Consider the following 15,134-nt stretch of genomic DNA (forward strand, 5'->3'; position numbering starts at 1 on the left):
GAGAACTACTGCTTGTCGAACCGCGGGGTGTCCGTCGGCTGCTGCGACGGGGACTGCTGCCGGCCGTTGCCGCCCTCGATGGCCTGCTGCCCCGACGACGAGCCGCCGGCCAGCTCCGCCTTCATGCGCTGCAGTTCCAGCTCCACATCCGTACCACCGGAGAGCCGGTCCAGCTCGGCCTGGATGTCGTCCTTCGCCATGCCCGTGGGGTCGTCGAGGGCACCCGAGGCGAGCAGTTCGTCGATCGCGCCGGCACGTGCCTGCAGCTGTGCCGTCTTGTCCTCGGCTCGCTGGATCGCCAGGCCCACGTCGCCCATCTCCTCGGAGATGCCGGTGAACGCCTCACCGATCCGGGTCTGCGCCTGGGCGGCGGTGTACGTCGCCTTGATCGTCTCCTTCTTGGTGCGGAAGGCGTCGACCTTGGCCTGGAGGCGCTGCGAGGCGAGGGTGAGTTTCTCCTCCTCGCCCTGGAGGGTCTGGTGCTGTGTCTCCAGGTCCGTCACCTGCTGCTGGAGGGCGGCCCGGCGCGAGAGCGCCTCGCGGGCCAGGTCCTCACGGCCCAGCGCGAGCGCCTTGCGGCCCTGGTCCTCCAGGGTGGAGGACTGCTTGTTCAGCTGGGCGAGCTGCAGCTCCAGGCGCTTGCGGCTGGTCGCCACGTCGGCGACACCGCGGCGCACCTTCTGGAGCAGCTCCAGCTGCTTCTGGTACGAGTAGTCGAGGGTCTCGCGCGGGTCCTCGGCCCGGTCAAGGGCCTTGTTCGCCTTCGCGCGGAAGATCATCCCCATACGCTTCATGACACCGCTCATGGGCTTCGCGCGCCCCCTTCTGACGGAACTCCAGCTCCAGTACCTGCAACAGGGCCAACACCAACAGTACGGGCCCTGCCTCTATTACCGCACTGTTCGGGGCCCGATGCGCTCATCCCCAAGGACGACTGCGATCTGTCCCACTCAGGCGTAGGGAGTAGGTGACCCCCTACGGCCTGTCTTTTCAGACGACCGGTGTTGCCGGATCGTTCCCCACTCGGCGGGGGTCCATGCCCCGATACCCCGTACCCTTGGGTTTTGTGTTCCGTAGCCGTGCCAACGAAGAGAAGGCCCCCGCCGACAAGGCGCCGGTGACCGACTCCAAGCAGATCCGTGACCCGCAGGCCCCGAAGGGCAGGCCCACTCCGAAGCGGAGCGAGGCCCAGTCCCAGCGGCGCAGCGTGGCCAGTACGCCGAAGACGCGCAAGGAGGGCGCCAAGCGGCAGCGCGACGAGCGCCGCGCCGCGATGGAGCGTCAGCGCCAGGCGCTCGCCAGCGGGGACGAGCGTTACCTCCCCGCCCGCGACAAGGGCCCGGTGCGCCGCTTCGCGCGCGACTTCATCGACTCGCGCTTCTCCGTCGCCGAGTTCTTCCTGCCGATGGCCGTGATCATCCTCGTGCTGAGCATGGTGCGGGTGGGGGCGCTGCAGAGCATCGCGCTGCTGCTGTGGCTCTTCGTGATCGTGCTGATCATCGTCGACTCGGTCTTCATCGCGCTGCGCCTGAAGAAGCAGCTGGCCGCGCGCCACCCGAACGAGCGGACGAAGGGCGCGGTCGCCTACGCGCTGATGCGCTCCCTCCAGATGCGTCGACTCCGGCTGCCGAAGCCGCAGGTCAAGCGCGGAGAGCGGCCCTGAGCACGACGTCGTTCTCCGGGGGCGCGGCGGATGCCTGGCTGCACAAGCTGGGTGGGCTGCGGAATGTCGTACGGCAGGAGCTGGTGGCCCGGCAGCTCGACGAGCAGATAGCCGGGCGCTTCCCGGTCGGGCAGCGGCTGCGGGTGCTCGACGTCGGTATGGGCCAGGGCACGCAGGCGTTGCGGCTGGCGCGGGCCGGCCATCAGGTCACCGGTGTCGAGAAGGACCCGACGATGCTCGGCGCGGCCCGGGAGGCGCTGGCCTCCGAGCCGGAGGGCATCCGTGATCGCGTGCGGCTCCTCGAGAGCGACGGCCGTGACACCGGGGTGCACTTTCTGCCGGGCAGCTTCGATGTGGTGCTCTGCCATGGCGTACTGATGTACGTCGAACTGCCGGACGCGCTGCTGGCGGGGCTGGCGCGGATGCTGGCACCGGGCGGGCTGCTGTCCCTGCTGGTGCGCAACGGCGACGCGCTGGCCATGCGCGCGGGGCTTGCTGGGGACTGGGCGGGTGCGGTGGGCGCCTTCGACGCCGACTCCTATGTCAACCGGCTCGGTCTCGAGGTGCGGGCGGATCGGCTGTCCGCGCTGACCGGGACGCTGGCGGGGATCGGGGCGCCGTTGCATGCGTGGTACGGGGTGCGGGTGTTCACGGACACGGCGTCCGATGAGGCGGATGTTCCCTCTGACCTGGATGCGTTGTTGGCTGTTGAGGAGCGGGCTGGGCGGACGGATCCTTACCGGCAGGTGGCTGCGTTGTTGCACTTGTGTGGGGTTCGGGGCTGAGCGGTTGTTTCGTTCGTCTGCGGGACGGTGGGGGCTTGTCGCGCAGTTCCCCGCGCCCCTGAAAAGGGCCGTTGTCGGCGCCCGTGAGGGGCGCCGACAACGGCCCTTTTCGTTACGCCTCCTGGGCTTCTTTCAGGCTCATGGGGCCGTAGATCTTTGTGGTGTCCTCGAAGAGGTGTACCTGGTCGGCGCCGCCTGCGAGGAGGTCCTTCCAGTACTCGCCGATCCAGGACTCGGCGTCCCCCTGCGTCGTGAACTCCTCGGGCTCCACCGCGGGCTGGACCTCCGCCCCGTCGGCCTTCTCGAACCGCCACGTCCATGCCGCCATGTACGCCTCCAAGATATGAACCGCTGCAGACCAGGAGCCGGATCTTGATCCGGCTCCTGCCCCGAGCCTAGCCGGACGCGCAAGACCTGCGTGGACACGCGAAAATCAGGCTCGTGGAACTCACTCTGCTCGGTACCGGTGCCCCCGCGGGTCTTCCCCGCCCCGACTGCGCGTGCGCGGCCTGTGCCCGCGCGCTCGGTGTGCACGCGCGTGCGGCCACCGCGCTGCTCGTGGACGGCACGCTGCTGCTCGACCTCACCCCCGGCGCCGTACTCGCGGCGGCGCGCGCCGGGCATTCGCTGGGCGGCGTACGGCAGGTGCTGCTCTCGCATCCGCACGACGGGCCGGCCGTCGAGGTGCCGGCGGAGCTTCCGCCGCCCGGACGGGTCCCGGACGGGCGGGAGTTGGCGCTGCTGACCGGGCACCGGGTACGCGCGGTACCGATGGACGCGCCAGGTACGGGGTACGCGGTGACCGGTCCCGACGGGCAGCGGCTGCTGTATCTGCCGCCGGGCGCGGCGCCGGCCGGGCTCGACGAGAACGGTCCCGCCTACGACATGGTCCTCGCGGACGTCGTCGGGCGCCCGGATGCCCTGGCCCGGCTGCGGGCGGTGGGAGCGCTGGGGCCCGCCACGGATGTCGTCGCCGTCCACCTGGACCATGACGTGCCCCCGGGCACCGAGTTGCGGCGCCGGCTCGCGGCGGCGGGTGCGCGGGCGGTGCCGGACGGTACGACGTTGACGGTCGGCGTCTATGAGGACGTACCGGATGTGCCGCGCAGGACGCTGGTGCTGGGCGGCGCCCGGTCCGGGAAGTCGGTGGAGGCGGAACGGCGGCTGGAGGCGTTCCCGGACGTGCTGTACGTGGCCACGGGCGGGACGCGCGGCGGGGACGGGGAGTGGGCGGAGCGGGTGCACGCGCACCGGGAACGGCGGCCGGGGTCGTGGCGTACCGCCGAGACCTGTGACCTCGTACCGCTGCTGAAGGACGAGGGGGCGCCGCTGCTGATCGACTGTCTGTCGCTGTGGCTGACGGATGCGATGGATCAGGTGGGGGCGTGGGACGACGCGGAGTGGGCCGGGGGCGGGGAGCGGGAGTTGCGGCGGCGGGTAAGGGAGTTGACGGCGGCGGTCCGTGCGACGCGGCGGACCGTGGTGGCCGTGTCGAACGAGGTGGGGTCGGGGATCGTGCCGGCGACTGCGTCCGGGCGGCGGTACCGGGACGAGTTGGGGCGGCTGAACTCGGTGTTCGGGGCGGAGTGCGAGCAGGTGTTGTTGGTGGTGGCGGGGCAGGCGGTTGTGCTGCGGGGTTGAGCGGTTGTTCGTTGGCTGCGGGCCGGTGGGGGCTTGTCGCGCAGTTCCCCGCGCCCCTAAGGGTGCTCCCGCCGGCCGGGACTCGCAGGCCAGGCGGTTGTGCTGCGGGGATGAGCGGTTGTTCGTTGGCTGCGGGCCGGTGGGGGCTTGTCGCGCAGTTCCCCGCGCCCCTGAGGCGTGACCCCGTCGGCCATGACTCGCAAGCCAGGCGGTGGTGCTTTTGAGGGGCGCGGGGAACTGCGCGATCAGCCCCCACCGGGCCGCAGCTCAGCAACCGCACCCAGCTCTGCGGCAGTGCCCTTTCTCGCGATGATTCGGTACGTGTTCGCGAAGCGGGTTCTGCGGAGGAGGGGGGCCAGGGTGTGGTCCAGGGTGGTGGCCGCCGCCAGGAGTGGGGTCGCCGCTCGGAGCAGGGGGGTGCGGCGGGCCGGGAGGGCTCTGGTGAGGGCCAGGGAGAGGGCGCCCGTCAGGTCGTACGGGACGTGGGGCTCGCGGCGGTCCGTCGTGACGATCACGCAGTGCCGGGACTCCAGTTCCGCCACCAGGTTGGCCGGCGGCATCAGGTGGAGGTGGCGTGGCTGGGCGTACCAGGGCCACCACTTGCCCAGCAGGGTGCCGAACGCGCAGTGCGGGTCCGGGACCTCGATGAGGAGGTGGCCGCCGGGGCGCAGGGCCCTCAGGGCGGCGCGGAGTTCCTCGCGGGGATCCGGGGTGTGTTCCAGGTGGTGGAACATGCTGACGACGTCGTAACGGGCGTGCAGCTGGTTGACGATCGCCTCGTCGGTGAGGCGGCCCCGGTGTGCCTCCTCGATGTGGCCGGAGGCGCGGGCCTTCTGGACATGGCGGGTGATGTCCACGCCGTCGAAGGCCGTGTACGGGAAGTAGCGCCTCGCCGCCGCCGGGAAGGCGCCTTCCCCCGTCCCCACGTCGAGCCAGCTCTCCGGCTCCGGGAAGGGGAGCATCGCGCGGGCCGCCGCGCGGTGGCGGCGGGGCGGGACCGGGTGGGGGGCCGCCTCGGGCAGGTCACGGTGGTAGAAGGCGAGGCCCTCCGCGGTGAGGCGGGGGTTCTGGAAGGCGTGGCCGCAGTCGCGGCACTCGTCGACGACGAAGGTGCCCTGCCCACGCCGCCCGCGCTGTCGGAGGTCCGGTGCGCGCAGGCGGGTGCGCAGCCGCCTGGAGCCGCACCAGGGGCAGTCCTCGCGGCGCGGTTCGTGGAACCCGTCGGTCCCGGTCTCCTGTGGGGCGGTCGCCTTGGGGGCGGCGGGCATGGGCGGCTCCTGCCGAGGAGGGGGGTACGGAGGATATGCAGGCTGCGACATTGCGTATCAAAACGTTACGTAGGGGAACGTGATACCGGGCGCAATGACATGGCTCCCACGTGACGGCACCGTGTTCGATGGCTGCCGGTACTGTTCGGCGAATGAGCTCGCTTAATCTCGACGACTTCACCGATCTGATCGAGCGCCCCGACGGCGGGATCCGCCGCGACGCGGAGGCGCGCCGGGAGCGCCAGACCGTGCCGCCCGGGTCGCTCGGGCGCCTCGACGACCTGGGTGAGTGGCTGGCGGCGGCGCAGTCCTCCGTGCCGGTACGGCCTGTCGAGCGGCCGCGTGTCGTGCTGTTCGCGGGGGATCACGGGATCGCCGGGCTGGGTGTGTCGGCGCGCCCCGCCGGCAGCGCCGAGCAGTCCGTGCGGGCCGTGCTGGACGGCTCCAGCCCCGTCGCCGTGCTCGCCCGCCGGCTCGGTGTGCCCGTCCGGGTCGTCGACATGGCCCTGGACTGCGACCCGGACGCGCTGCCCGACTCGGTCGCGGGGCACCGGACGCGGCGCGGCAGCGGGCGGATCGACATCGAGGACGCGCTGACCACCGAGGAGGCGGAGGCCGCCTTCCTGGCGGGGGTCGCCGTGGCCGACGAGGAGGCCGACTCCGGTACGGATCTGGTGGTGCTCGGCGATGTGAGCGTCGGCGGGACCACGGCCGCGTCGGTGCTGGTGGCCGCGCTCTGCGGGACGGACGCGTCCGTCGTCACCGGTCGGGGCGGGCTGCCGATCGACGACCTGGCGTGGATGCGCAAGTGCGCCGCGATCCGTGACTCGCTGCGGCGGGCCCGGCCGGTGCTCGGGGACCAGTTGCAGCTGCTGGCGACGGTGGGCGGCGCCGACCTCGCCGCGATGACCGGGTTCCTGCTGCAGAGCGCGGTGCGCAAGATGCCGGTGATCCTGGACGGCGTGGTGTCGGCGGCCTGTGCGCTGGTCGCGCAGCGGGTCGCCTTCCGTGCGCCGGACTGGTGGCTCGCCGGGCACAACAGCGGGGAGCCTGCCCAGGCGAAGGCGCTGGACCGGATGGCGCTGGAGCCGCTGCTCGACCACGGGGTGACCGTCGGCGAGGGCGCCGGGGCGCTGCTTGCCCTGCCGCTGGTCCAGGCCGCGGCGGCCCTGGCGGCGGAGCTGCCGGAGGTGCCGGAAGCGGTGAAGGAGCCGGAGACGGCTCCCGAGGAGGAGGGTACGGAGACGTCCGAGGAGACAGAGGCCCTCTGACCGGACGGGCACAGGGACACATGGGGCATGTCTCACAACATGCCCCATATGATCGCTCTCCATGGGAGATGCCCGGCTCGCGCCGAATATTCAGCGACGTCCCAGTACCACCGCCTCGCGGCGCGCCTCCGCGTTCGCCGTCTGGTATCTGCGGGTCGTCACCTTCGTCAACCTCCTCAGCGCGGTGTGGGTCTCCTTCGGGAACGACGTGCGGCGGCACAACGAAGAGAACTTCTTCACCCCGTATCTGCTGACCGCCGGCTTCGCCTCCGGGGTGTTCACGATGTTCCTCGCGATCACCATGCGGCGCCGCAAACGGGCCGCCTGGATCCTGAACATCGTGATCAGCACGCTGTTCCTGCTGCTGTTCGGGCTCGCCATGTTCTTCGCGGAGATCCGTCAGCACGCGCAGAACTGGATCTCCCTCGTCCTGACCGCCGCCTTCGTCGCCGCGCTCGTCGTGGGCCGGCGGGAGTTCTACGCCAAGGGCGACCGGTCCAACCCGCGGCTCGCCGCCGCCGTCGCGGTCGGCGGTCTGCTCGTCTGCTCGCTGTTCGCCGCGCTCCTGGTCACCGTCGCCAACCAGGCCGACGACAGCCACCGTTCTACGTTCCTGGAGCGCTGGAGCTACGGCACGATGCGGCTGATCTCCGTCGCCGCCGACGACTCGGGCTTCGCGGGGATCTCCACGCCCAACTGGGTCGACGTCGTCATCAACGTCGTCAGTACGCTGCTGATCCTCGCCGTCTTCTACGCCGCCTTCCGCTCCCGTCGTGCCGTCGACCCGCTCACCGAGGACGACGAGACCCGGCTGCGCGCCCTCCTCGACCGCAACGGCGACCGCGACTCCCTCGGCTACTTCGCCCTGCGCCGCGAGAAGAGCGTCGTGTGGTCGCCCACCGGCAAGGCGGCCGTGGCGTACCGGGTCGTGGGCGGGGTGTCCCTGGCCGCCGGTGATCCGATCGGCGACCCGGAGGCCTGGCCCGGCGCCATCGAACCGTGGCTCGCCGAAGCCCGCGCCCATGGCTGGATCCCGGCCGTGATGGGGGCGGGCGAGGAGGCCGGGACGGTGTACGCACGGCACGGCCTCGACGCCCTGGAGCTCGGCGACGAGGCGCTGGTCGAGACAGCCGAGTTCACGCTCGAGGGCCGGGCCATGCGGACCGTCCGGCAGGCGTACAACCGGGTCAAGCGGGCCGGTTACGGCGTGCGCATCCGCCGCCACGCGGACATCCCGGCCGAGGAGATGGCGTACCTCCTCCAGCGCGCCGACGACTGGCGGGACGGCGCCACCGAGCGCGGGTTCAGCATGGCGCTCGGGCGGCTCGGCGACCCGGACGACGGGCAGTGCGTGATGCTCGAGTGCGCGGACGGCGAAGGCCGGTTGAGAGCGGTGCTCTCCTTCGTGCCCTGGGGGCCGCGCGGCCTCTCGCTGGACCTCATGCGGCGCGACCGTGACTCCGACAACGGGCTGATGGAGTTCATGGTGATCGAACTTCTCCAGCGTGCCCAGGAGATCGGGATCACTCAGGTCTCACTCAACTTCGCGATGTTCCGTTCCGTCTTCGAACGTGGCGGGCGCATCGGCGCGGGGCCGGTACTGAGGCTGTGGCGCTCGCTGCTCAGTTTCTTCTCCCGCTGGTGGCAGATCGAGTCGCTGTACCGCGCCAACGCGAAGTACCGGCCCATCTGGGAGCCCCGGTTCCTGCTCTTCGAGAAGAGCGCGGACCTGCCGCGCATCGGTGTCGCCGCGGCGCGCGCGGAGGGCTTCCTGGAGGCGCCGGGACTGCCGAAGTGGCTGCACCGCAGGCACCTCGAGTCGAAGAGATGAGTACGGAAGTACGGGGATGAGGGCCACACGATGAGCACGGTCGTCCGCTGGGCCCGCACCGAATGGGGACGCCTGTACGTCGCCGTACGTGAGCCCCTGCTCCGGCGGCGATGGCGGGCGCTGCTCATGACGCTCGGGCTCGTGGGTCTGACCGCGCTCGTGCAGTTCACGCAGATCCACGCGGGGCATCAGGGGTACCGGTTCGTGCAGAACATAGGCGGTGTCCGCGCCGAGGACCCGCTGTGGCTCGCCCTGCTGCGTACCCCGCTCTCCCTCTTCGTGCCCGCCCCCGATCTGCCGGTGTGGGGCGCCCTGGCGCAGATCCTGGTCGTCTTCGGCCTCGCCGAGATCTGCCTCGGCTGGTGGCGCACCCTCACGATCGCCTACGTCGCCACCCTCGCCGGCACGCTCTACGCGCGCGTGGGCATCGCCGTGGGCCCGGCGGGCTTCCTCGGGCTGCCCGGCACGGACGCGCACGTCGTGGACACCGGCCCCTCGGCGGCCGTGGTGGGCCTAGCCGTGTTCCTGGGGTGGCGCTACCGGGCGTACGCGACCGCCGGTGCGGTGATCGTCGCGATGGTGGTGGAGGTGATCGTCAAGGACAACCTCGCCGGCAAGGAGCATCTGGCGGCCATCGTCGCCGTACTCGTCCTGTGCGCGGGTTCGGCGCTGCGTCACCGGCGTACGGCGGGGACGTCGGCCGGTGTCGGGTCGGGTCTGCCGCCGATCAGGTCCTGGATACGGCGCCGGGGGCCCGCCCAGCGGCGGTCGTGGCGGTAGGCGCGCAGGATCGAGCGGGCCCGGGCGCGGGCGCGGCGGCCGTAGAAGCGCTTCGCCCACGGGGAGGCGGGGCGGGCCAGGCGGATCGCGCCGACGAGCGCGACAAAGGGGACGATCACTCCGAAGATCGCCGTGCGGGCCTTGCCCTTGCTCAGGGCGAGGAGTGAGAAGAGGAAGTTGACGCCGACGCTGACCATGGCGCCGCCCCGGCTCTGGATGTCCTCGTCGCTGAGGTCGTTCACCCCGAACGGCACGAAACCCAGGAGGACCAGGCCGACCAGGGCTGCCGTCAGCACCACCACCTCGACGCTCTGCCGGCCCGCCTCGGTCCAGTAGACGTCGTCGAGGTGCAGGATCAGCGCGAACTCGTCCAGGACCAGACCGGCGCCCATCCCGAACAGCACCGCGCACACCCCCGCCCCGACCCCGCGCTGTCCGCTGGCCACGGCCCCGAAGCCGCCCACGACGGTCAGTACGACCCCGGGGACGACGTGGTGGATGTGCATCCCGCCCGCCTTGACGTTGCCGAACGGCCCTTTGCCCGCGCGGATCATCCGGGTCACCATCCGGGTGAGGAGAAACGTCAGGACGAAGGCGGCGAGCGCCAGGAGCAGCGGCAGTTTGCCCGGCTCGATGATGTTCCGCTCCAGCCAATGACCCATGCGCGCACTTTATCCAGGTATCGGACGTTATGGCCTGCTCGCCCGCCGCCTGCCCGTCGCCTGCCCGCTGCCTGCTCGCTGCCCGCCCTGTGCGGCGCGTGACTCGCCGGGTACTCTGCGCCGGTGTCCATGCCTCCGCAGCCCCCCGCCACCTCGCTCGACGGTCTCCGGTTCGCCTTCGGCACGCTGACCGTGCTGCCGGTGCCGGTGGCCCGCTGGGACCGGGACGCCGCACGCGGGGGCATGCTGTGGGCGCCCGTGGCCGGTCTGGTCGTCGGCGGGTGTGCCGCCCTGGCGGGACTGCTGCTGATGTTCCTGGGCGGGGGCGCGCTGCTCGCCGCCGTCGCCTCGGCCGCCGTGCCCGCCGTCCTGACCCGGGGACTGCATCTCGACGGTCTCGCCGACACCGCCGACGGGCTGGGCAGCGGCAAGCCCGCCGAGGACGCGCTGCGCGTCATGAAGCAGTCGGACATCGGCCCGTTCGGGGTGCTCACCCTGTTGTTCGTGCTGCTGACCCAGGTGGCCGCGCTCGCACAGGCGTACGGCGACTCCTGGGGGCGGGGCGCGCTCGCCGCCGTCGTCTCGGCGACCGCGGCCCGGGTGGCCCTCACCCTGGCGGCGCGCACCGGCGTACCGGCCGCCCGGCCCGAGGGGCTGGGGGCGGCGGTCGCCGGTACGGTGCCCGTGCGCTCGGCGCTGCTGGTGGCGGTGCTGGTCACGGTCGTGGCGGCCGGTTTCGGCGCGTTCTTCGGAGCGTTCGACATCGTCCGCACCGCCTTCGCGGTCATCGCGGCCTGCGCCGCCGCGGAACGCCTCCTGCAGCACTGCAGACGGCGCTTCGACGGGGTCACCGGCGACGTCTTCGGCGCCCTCGCGGAGACGGCGGCGACCGCCGCGCTGGTCGTGCTCTCACTGCGCTGAGCGTCAGCCCACCGGCACGGCGAGGGGCAGGGTCCGCCCGGCGACGAAGCCGTAACTCTCCTGCGCGGAGGCCGAGTTGTCCTCGGGGCCGGCGTCGACCTTTGGGATGCCGTATGCCGCCCGTGGGAATGAGCGAAACCGGCCACCGAGCGTAGGCTCGTGCCGAGGGTGCCAACCCTGGTGCCGACAGCCCCTGAGGCCGGATTTAGGGTCGCTTGTCGGGCCTGGTCGACCCATTCCACTCGGCCACAGAAACTTTTCAGACGGAAGCGAGAATTCACCACCGTGACTGCTCTCACTCTCAGTACCGCCGCGGTGCCCGGCCTCCGGGCCGACGCGATCGTCGTCGGTGTCGCCAAGGGCGCCAAGGGCCCGGTCGTCGCACCGGGCGCCGAGGCCGTGGACAAGGCGTACGACGGCAGGCTCGCCGACGTCCTGGGGACTCTCGGCGCCTCCGGTGCCGAGGGCGAGGTGACCAAGCTGCCCGCCCCGGCCGGCTTCAAGGCACCCGTCGTCGTGGCCGTGGGCCTGGGCGCGCTGCCCAAGAAGGACGAGGTCTTCGGCGCCGAGTCGCTGCGCCGGGCCGCCGGTGTGGCCGCCCGTACCCTCGCCGGCGCCAAGAAGGCCGTCTTCGCCCTGCCGATCGAGGACGCCGCCGACGCCGGCGCGATCGGCGAGGGCGCGCTGCTCGGGGCGTACGCCTTCGACGCGTACAAGGAGATCGGCAGGAACGGCAAGGACGCGAAGAACGGCAAGCCGCTCGCGGAGGTCGCCCTGCTCGGCGGCAAGCCGCGCGATGCCGCGTTCAAGGCCGCCGTCGCCCGCGCCACCGCCGTGTCCGAGGAGCTCAACCGCGCCCGCGACCTGATCAACACCCCGCCCAACGACCTCAACCCGGAGGCCTTCGCCGCCGTCGCGCAGGCCGCGGCCGAGGAGCACGGCATCCAGGTCGAGGTGCTCGACGTGGAGGCGCTGGAGGAGGGCGGCTACGGCGGCATCCTCGGCGTCGGCGCCGGCTCCGCCGCCGGACCCCGGCTGGTGAAGCTGACGTACACGCACGAGGCGGCGAGCAAGCACCTCGCGTATGTCGGCAAGGGCATCACCTACGACTCGGGCGGCATCTCGCTCAAGCCCGCCGGGCACAACGAGACGATGAAGTGCGACATGAGCGGCGCGGCGGCGGTCTTCGCCGCGGTCGTCGCCGCCGCGCGCCTCGGCCTCGAGGTCAACGTCACCGGCTGGCTGGCGCTCGCCGAGAACATGCCGTCCGGTTCCGCCACCCGCCCCGGTGACGTGCTGCGCATGTACAGCGGCAAGACCGTCGAGGTCCTCAACACCGACGCCGAGGGCCGTCTCGTCCTCGCGGACGCCCTGTGGGCCGCGTCGGCGGAGAAGCCGGACGCGATCGTCGACGTGGCGACGCTGACCGGCGCGATGATGCTGGCGCTGGGCAACCGGACGTACGGGATCATGGCGAACGACGACGCCTTCCGCTCCGCGGTGCACGAGGCGGCGGAGGAGGTCGGGGAGGCGGCGTGGCCGATGCCGCTGCCGGACCACCTGAAGAAGGGGATGGAGTCTCCTACCGCCGATATCGCGAACATGGGTGAGCGGTACGGGGGCGGGCTGGTCGCGGGGTTGTTCCTGCGGGAGTTCGTGGGTGAGGGGATCACTTGGGCGCACCTTGATATCGCGGGGCCCGCGTTCAATGAGGGGGGTCCCTTTGGGTACACGCCCAAGGGGGGGACCGGGACTGCGGTTCGTACGTTGGTGCGGTTGGCTGAGTTGACCGCCGGCGGCGATCTGGGCTGAGGGTGCTTTAAGCGGTTTTGAGCGGCGGGACCCCGTGGGCGGGTAGTCCGGGGTCCCGTTTGCGCCCAGTAGCTCGGGTGTGGTGCGTCGCGTGGCGGGTGCGGGTGCGTTGTGGTTGATCGCGCAGTTCCCCGCGCCCCTCAGGTCGGGCTCCTTGCCGCTCTCTTACAAGTGTGGGGTGTCTCTCACAGTGGCCCGGCGTCTCGGATGGTGCTGACAAGTGCGAAGATGGGCCTCGGCAGGATGGGGCCCCCACCACAGGGCCGAAGAAAGAGCGGCCGGACACCAGCCGCCGACCGGTCACTGACGACCGGCGTACGGCGCAATGCATGGAGGACGTGACGTGGCGAACGACGCCAGCACCGTTTTCGACCTAGTGATCCTCGGCGGTGGCAGTGGCGGTTACGCCGCGGCGCTGCGCGGGGCCCAGCTGGGCCTGGACGTCGCCCTGATCGAGAAGGACAAGGTCGGCGGCACCTGCCTGCACCGGGGATGCATCCCCACCAAGGCCCTGCTCCACGCGGGCGAGATCGCCGACCAGGCCCGCGAGAGCGAGCAGTTCGGTGTGAAGACCACCTTCGAGGGCATCGACGTCCAGGGGGTCCACAAGTACAAGGACGAGGTCATCTCGGGCCTGTACAAGGGACTCCAGGGGCTTGTCGCCTCTCGCAAGGTCACCTACATCGAGGGTGAGGGGCGCCTCTCCTCCCCCACCTCCGTCGATGTCAACGGGCAGCGGATCCAGGGCCGCCACGTCCTGCTGGCGACCGGCTCCGTGCCGAAGTCGCTGCCGGGCCTGGAGATCGACGGCAACCGGATCATCTCCTCGGACCACGCCCTCGTCCTGGACCGGGTGCCGCAGTCGGCGATCGTCCTCGGCGGCGGTGTCATCGGCGTCGAGTTCGCGTCCGCGTGGAAGTCCTTCGGTACGGACATCACGATCATCGAGGGCCTCAAGCACCTGGCGCCCCTCGAGGACGAGAACTCCTCCAAGCTTCTTGAGCGCGCGTTCCGCAAGCGCGGCATCAAGTTCAACCTGGGCACCTTCTTCTCGAAGGCCGAGTACACCGCGAACGGTGTCAAGGTCACCCTCGCCGACGGCAAGGAGTTCGAGGCCGAGCTGCTGCTCGTGGCGGTGGGCCGCGGGCCCGTCTCCGCCGGTCTCGGTTACGAGGAGCAGGGCGTCGCGATGGACCGCGGCTATGTCCTGGTCGACGAGTACATGCGGACGAACGTCCCGACCATCTCCGCCGTCGGTGACCTGGTCCCGACGCTCCAGCTCGCGCACGTCGGCTTCGCCGAGGGCATCCTGGTCGCGGAGCGGCTGGCCGGTCTGAAGGCCGTTCCGATCGACTACGACGGTGTCCCCCGGGTGACGTACTGCCACCCCGAGGTCGCCTCCGTGGGCATCACCGAGGCCAAGGCCAAGGAGATCTACGGTGCGGACAAGGTCGTCGCTCTGAAGTACAGCCTGGCGGGCAACGGCAAGAGCAAGATCCTCAAGACCGCGGGCGAGATCAAGCTCGTCCAGGTCAAGGACGGTGCCGTGGTCGGCGTCCACATGGTCGGCGACCGCATGGGCGAGCAGGTCGGCGAAGCCCAGCTGATCTACAACTGGGAGGCGCTGCCGGCCGAGGTCGCGCAGCTCATCCACGCCCACCCGACACAGAACGAGGCTCTCGGCGAGGCCCACCTGGCCCTGGCCGGCAAGCCGCTGCACGCCCACGACTGACCCTCGGTCGACGGACGACGACACAGACTTTCCGCAATTCGTAAGGAGCAACCGAAACCATGGCGGTTTCCGTAACCCTTCCGGCGCTCGGCGAGAGCGTCACCGAGGGCACTGTCACCCGCTGGCTGAAGGCCGAGGGAGAGCGCGTCGAGGCCGACGAGCCGCTGCTCGAGGTGTCGACCGACAAGGTCGACACCGAGATCCCCTCGCCCGTGTCCGGCGTACTGGCGTCCATCAAGGTCGCCGAGGACGAGACCGTTGAGGTCGGCGCCGAGCTGGCCCTCATCGACGACGGCAGCGGCGCCCCCGCCGCCGCCCCGGCCCCGGCCGCCGCCGAGGTGGCCCCCCCGGCCCCCGAGCCGGCTCCGCAGGCCCAGCCCTCCACCGAGCAGGCGGCTCCGGCCCCGGCTCCCACCCCGGAGGCCACCTCCGGCGGCAGCTCCGCCGCGGGCACGGACGTCGTCCTGCCCGCGCTCGGCGAGTCCGTCACCGAGGGCACCGTCACCCGCTGGCTGAAGGAGGTCGGCGAGGAGGTCGCGGAGGACGAGCCCCTGCTCGAGGTCTCCACGGACAAGGTCGACACCGAGATCCCGGCGCCCACCTCGGGTGTGCTCCTGGAGATCGTGGTCGGCGAGGACGAGACCGCCGAGGTCGGCGCCAAGCTGGCCGTGATCGGCGCCAAGGGTGCCGCTCCGGCGGCTGCCCCCGCCCCGGCCGCCCCGGCTCCGGCGCCCGCCGCCGCTGCCCCGGCGCCCGTGGCCCCGGCCG

14 protein-coding genes are annotated in these 15,134 nt (G+C 71.5%); 10 read left to right on the plus strand and 4 right to left on the minus strand.

Going from position 1 to position 15,134, the window contains the following annotated elements; translation table 11 throughout:
- Positions 1–5 precede the first annotated feature (5 nt).
- On the minus strand, positions 6–806 hold the full coding sequence (locus PV396_RS43255) for a PspA/IM30 family protein (RefSeq protein WP_319213865.1): 801 nt from the start codon (positions 804–806) through the stop codon (positions 6–8).
- 230 nt (positions 807–1,036) lie between these two features.
- Here PV396_RS43255 and PV396_RS43260 point away from each other — a divergent pair, with 230 nt between their 5' ends.
- On the plus strand, positions 1,037–1,663 hold the full coding sequence (locus tag PV396_RS43260) for a DUF3043 domain-containing protein (RefSeq protein ID WP_319213866.1): 627 nt from the start codon (positions 1,037–1,039) through the stop codon (positions 1,661–1,663).
- Positions 1,664–1,746: 83 nt separating this feature from the next.
- The gene (locus tag PV396_RS43265) at positions 1,747–2,448 is read left to right on the plus strand and encodes a class I SAM-dependent methyltransferase (RefSeq protein WP_319213867.1); all 702 of its coding nucleotides are present in this window, start codon (positions 1,747–1,749) and stop codon (positions 2,446–2,448) included.
- Positions 2,449–2,560: 112 nt separating this feature from the next.
- On the opposite strand, the gene PV396_RS43270 is transcribed toward PV396_RS43265, so the two are convergent.
- On the minus strand, positions 2,561–2,776 hold the full coding sequence (locus PV396_RS43270) for a hypothetical protein (RefSeq protein ID WP_319213868.1): 216 nt from the start codon (positions 2,774–2,776) through the stop codon (positions 2,561–2,563).
- A 113-nt stretch (positions 2,777–2,889) separates the two neighbouring features.
- Here PV396_RS43270 and PV396_RS43275 point away from each other — a divergent pair, with 113 nt between their 5' ends.
- Entirely contained in the window at positions 2,890–4,089 is a 1,200-nt protein-coding gene (locus PV396_RS43275; protein ID WP_319213869.1) for a bifunctional adenosylcobinamide kinase/adenosylcobinamide-phosphate guanylyltransferase, read from the plus strand.
- Between the two features lie 245 nt (positions 4,090–4,334).
- Here the strand turns inward: PV396_RS43275 and PV396_RS43280 are convergent, their stop codons facing one another.
- Positions 4,335–5,357, minus strand: a complete 1,023-nt coding sequence (locus PV396_RS43280) for a class I SAM-dependent methyltransferase (protein ID WP_319213870.1) — start codon at positions 5,355–5,357, stop codon at positions 4,335–4,337.
- 152 nt (positions 5,358–5,509) lie between these two features.
- Between PV396_RS43280 and cobT the strand changes: the two genes are divergently transcribed.
- The 3 genes from cobT to PV396_RS43295 all read left to right on the plus strand — a co-directional run bounded on the left by cobT (position 5,510) and on the right by PV396_RS43295 (position 9,239).
- Positions 5,510–6,628 carry a nicotinate-nucleotide--dimethylbenzimidazole phosphoribosyltransferase gene (gene cobT, locus PV396_RS43285; RefSeq protein ID WP_319213871.1) on the plus strand — a complete coding sequence of 373 codons (1,119 nt, stop codon included), beginning with the start codon at positions 5,510–5,512 and terminating at the stop codon, positions 6,626–6,628.
- Between the two features lie 61 nt (positions 6,629–6,689).
- Complete coding sequence (locus tag PV396_RS43290; RefSeq protein ID WP_319213872.1) at positions 6,690–8,459, plus strand: phosphatidylglycerol lysyltransferase domain-containing protein; 1,770 nt, start codon at positions 6,690–6,692, stop codon at positions 8,457–8,459.
- Between the two features lie 30 nt (positions 8,460–8,489).
- Complete coding sequence (locus PV396_RS43295; protein ID WP_319213873.1) at positions 8,490–9,239, plus strand: hypothetical protein; 750 nt, start codon at positions 8,490–8,492, stop codon at positions 9,237–9,239.
- Here the strand turns inward: PV396_RS43295 and PV396_RS43300 are convergent.
- Positions 9,134–9,901, minus strand: coding sequence for a hypothetical protein (locus PV396_RS43300; protein ID WP_319213874.1), 768 nt, complete (start codon positions 9,899–9,901; stop codon positions 9,134–9,136). The genes PV396_RS43295 and PV396_RS43300 overlap by 106 nt on opposite strands.
- Before the next feature lie 129 nt (positions 9,902–10,030).
- On the opposite strand from PV396_RS43300, the gene PV396_RS43305 reads away from it, so the two are divergent.
- From PV396_RS43305 to PV396_RS43320, 4 genes are all read left to right on the plus strand, one after another.
- Positions 10,031–10,822, plus strand: a complete 792-nt coding sequence (locus PV396_RS43305; protein WP_319213878.1) for an adenosylcobinamide-GDP ribazoletransferase — start codon at positions 10,031–10,033, stop codon at positions 10,820–10,822.
- Positions 10,823–11,107: 285 nt separating this feature from the next.
- Entirely contained in the window at positions 11,108–12,634 is a 1,527-nt protein-coding gene (locus PV396_RS43310) for a leucyl aminopeptidase (RefSeq protein WP_319213875.1), read from the plus strand.
- Between the two features lie 343 nt (positions 12,635–12,977).
- Positions 12,978–14,366 carry a dihydrolipoyl dehydrogenase gene (gene lpdA / locus PV396_RS43315; RefSeq protein ID WP_319213876.1) on the plus strand — a complete coding sequence of 463 codons (1,389 nt, stop codon included), beginning with the start codon at positions 12,978–12,980 and terminating at the stop codon, positions 14,364–14,366.
- 59 nt (positions 14,367–14,425) lie between these two features.
- Positions 14,426–15,134 (plus strand): biotin/lipoyl-containing protein (locus PV396_RS43320; RefSeq protein ID WP_319213877.1); only part of this gene is annotated, 709 nt, incomplete at its 3' end.

The organism is Streptomyces sp. ME02-8801-2C, from assembly GCF_033793965.1.
Taxonomy (GTDB): Bacteria; Actinomycetota; Actinomycetes; order Streptomycetales; family Streptomycetaceae; genus Streptomyces.

Coding starts and splice junctions, on each gene's coding strand:
- PV396_RS43280 (WP_319213870.1), bottom strand. CDS start 5,357: ATGCCCGCCGCCCCCAAGGCGACCGCCCCACAGGAGACCGGGACCGAC.
- PV396_RS43270 (WP_319213868.1), bottom strand. CDS start 2,776: ATGGCGGCATGGACGTGGCGGTTCGAGAAGGCCGACGGGGCGGAGGTC.
- PV396_RS43295 (WP_319213873.1), top strand. CDS start 8,490: ATGAGCACGGTCGTCCGCTGGGCCCGCACCGAATGGGGACGCCTGTAC.
- PV396_RS43290 (WP_319213872.1), top strand. CDS start 6,690: ATGGGAGATGCCCGGCTCGCGCCGAATATTCAGCGACGTCCCAGTACC.
- PV396_RS43300 (WP_319213874.1), bottom strand. CDS start 9,901: ATGGGTCATTGGCTGGAGCGGAACATCATCGAGCCGGGCAAACTGCCG.
- PV396_RS43255 (WP_319213865.1), bottom strand. CDS start 806: ATGAGCGGTGTCATGAAGCGTATGGGGATGATCTTCCGCGCGAAGGCG.
- cobT (WP_319213871.1), top strand. CDS start 5,510: ATGAGCTCGCTTAATCTCGACGACTTCACCGATCTGATCGAGCGCCCC.
- PV396_RS43260 (WP_319213866.1), top strand. CDS start 1,037: ATGCCCCGATACCCCGTACCCTTGGGTTTTGTGTTCCGTAGCCGTGCC.
- PV396_RS43305 (WP_319213878.1), top strand. CDS start 10,031: ATGCCTCCGCAGCCCCCCGCCACCTCGCTCGACGGTCTCCGGTTCGCC.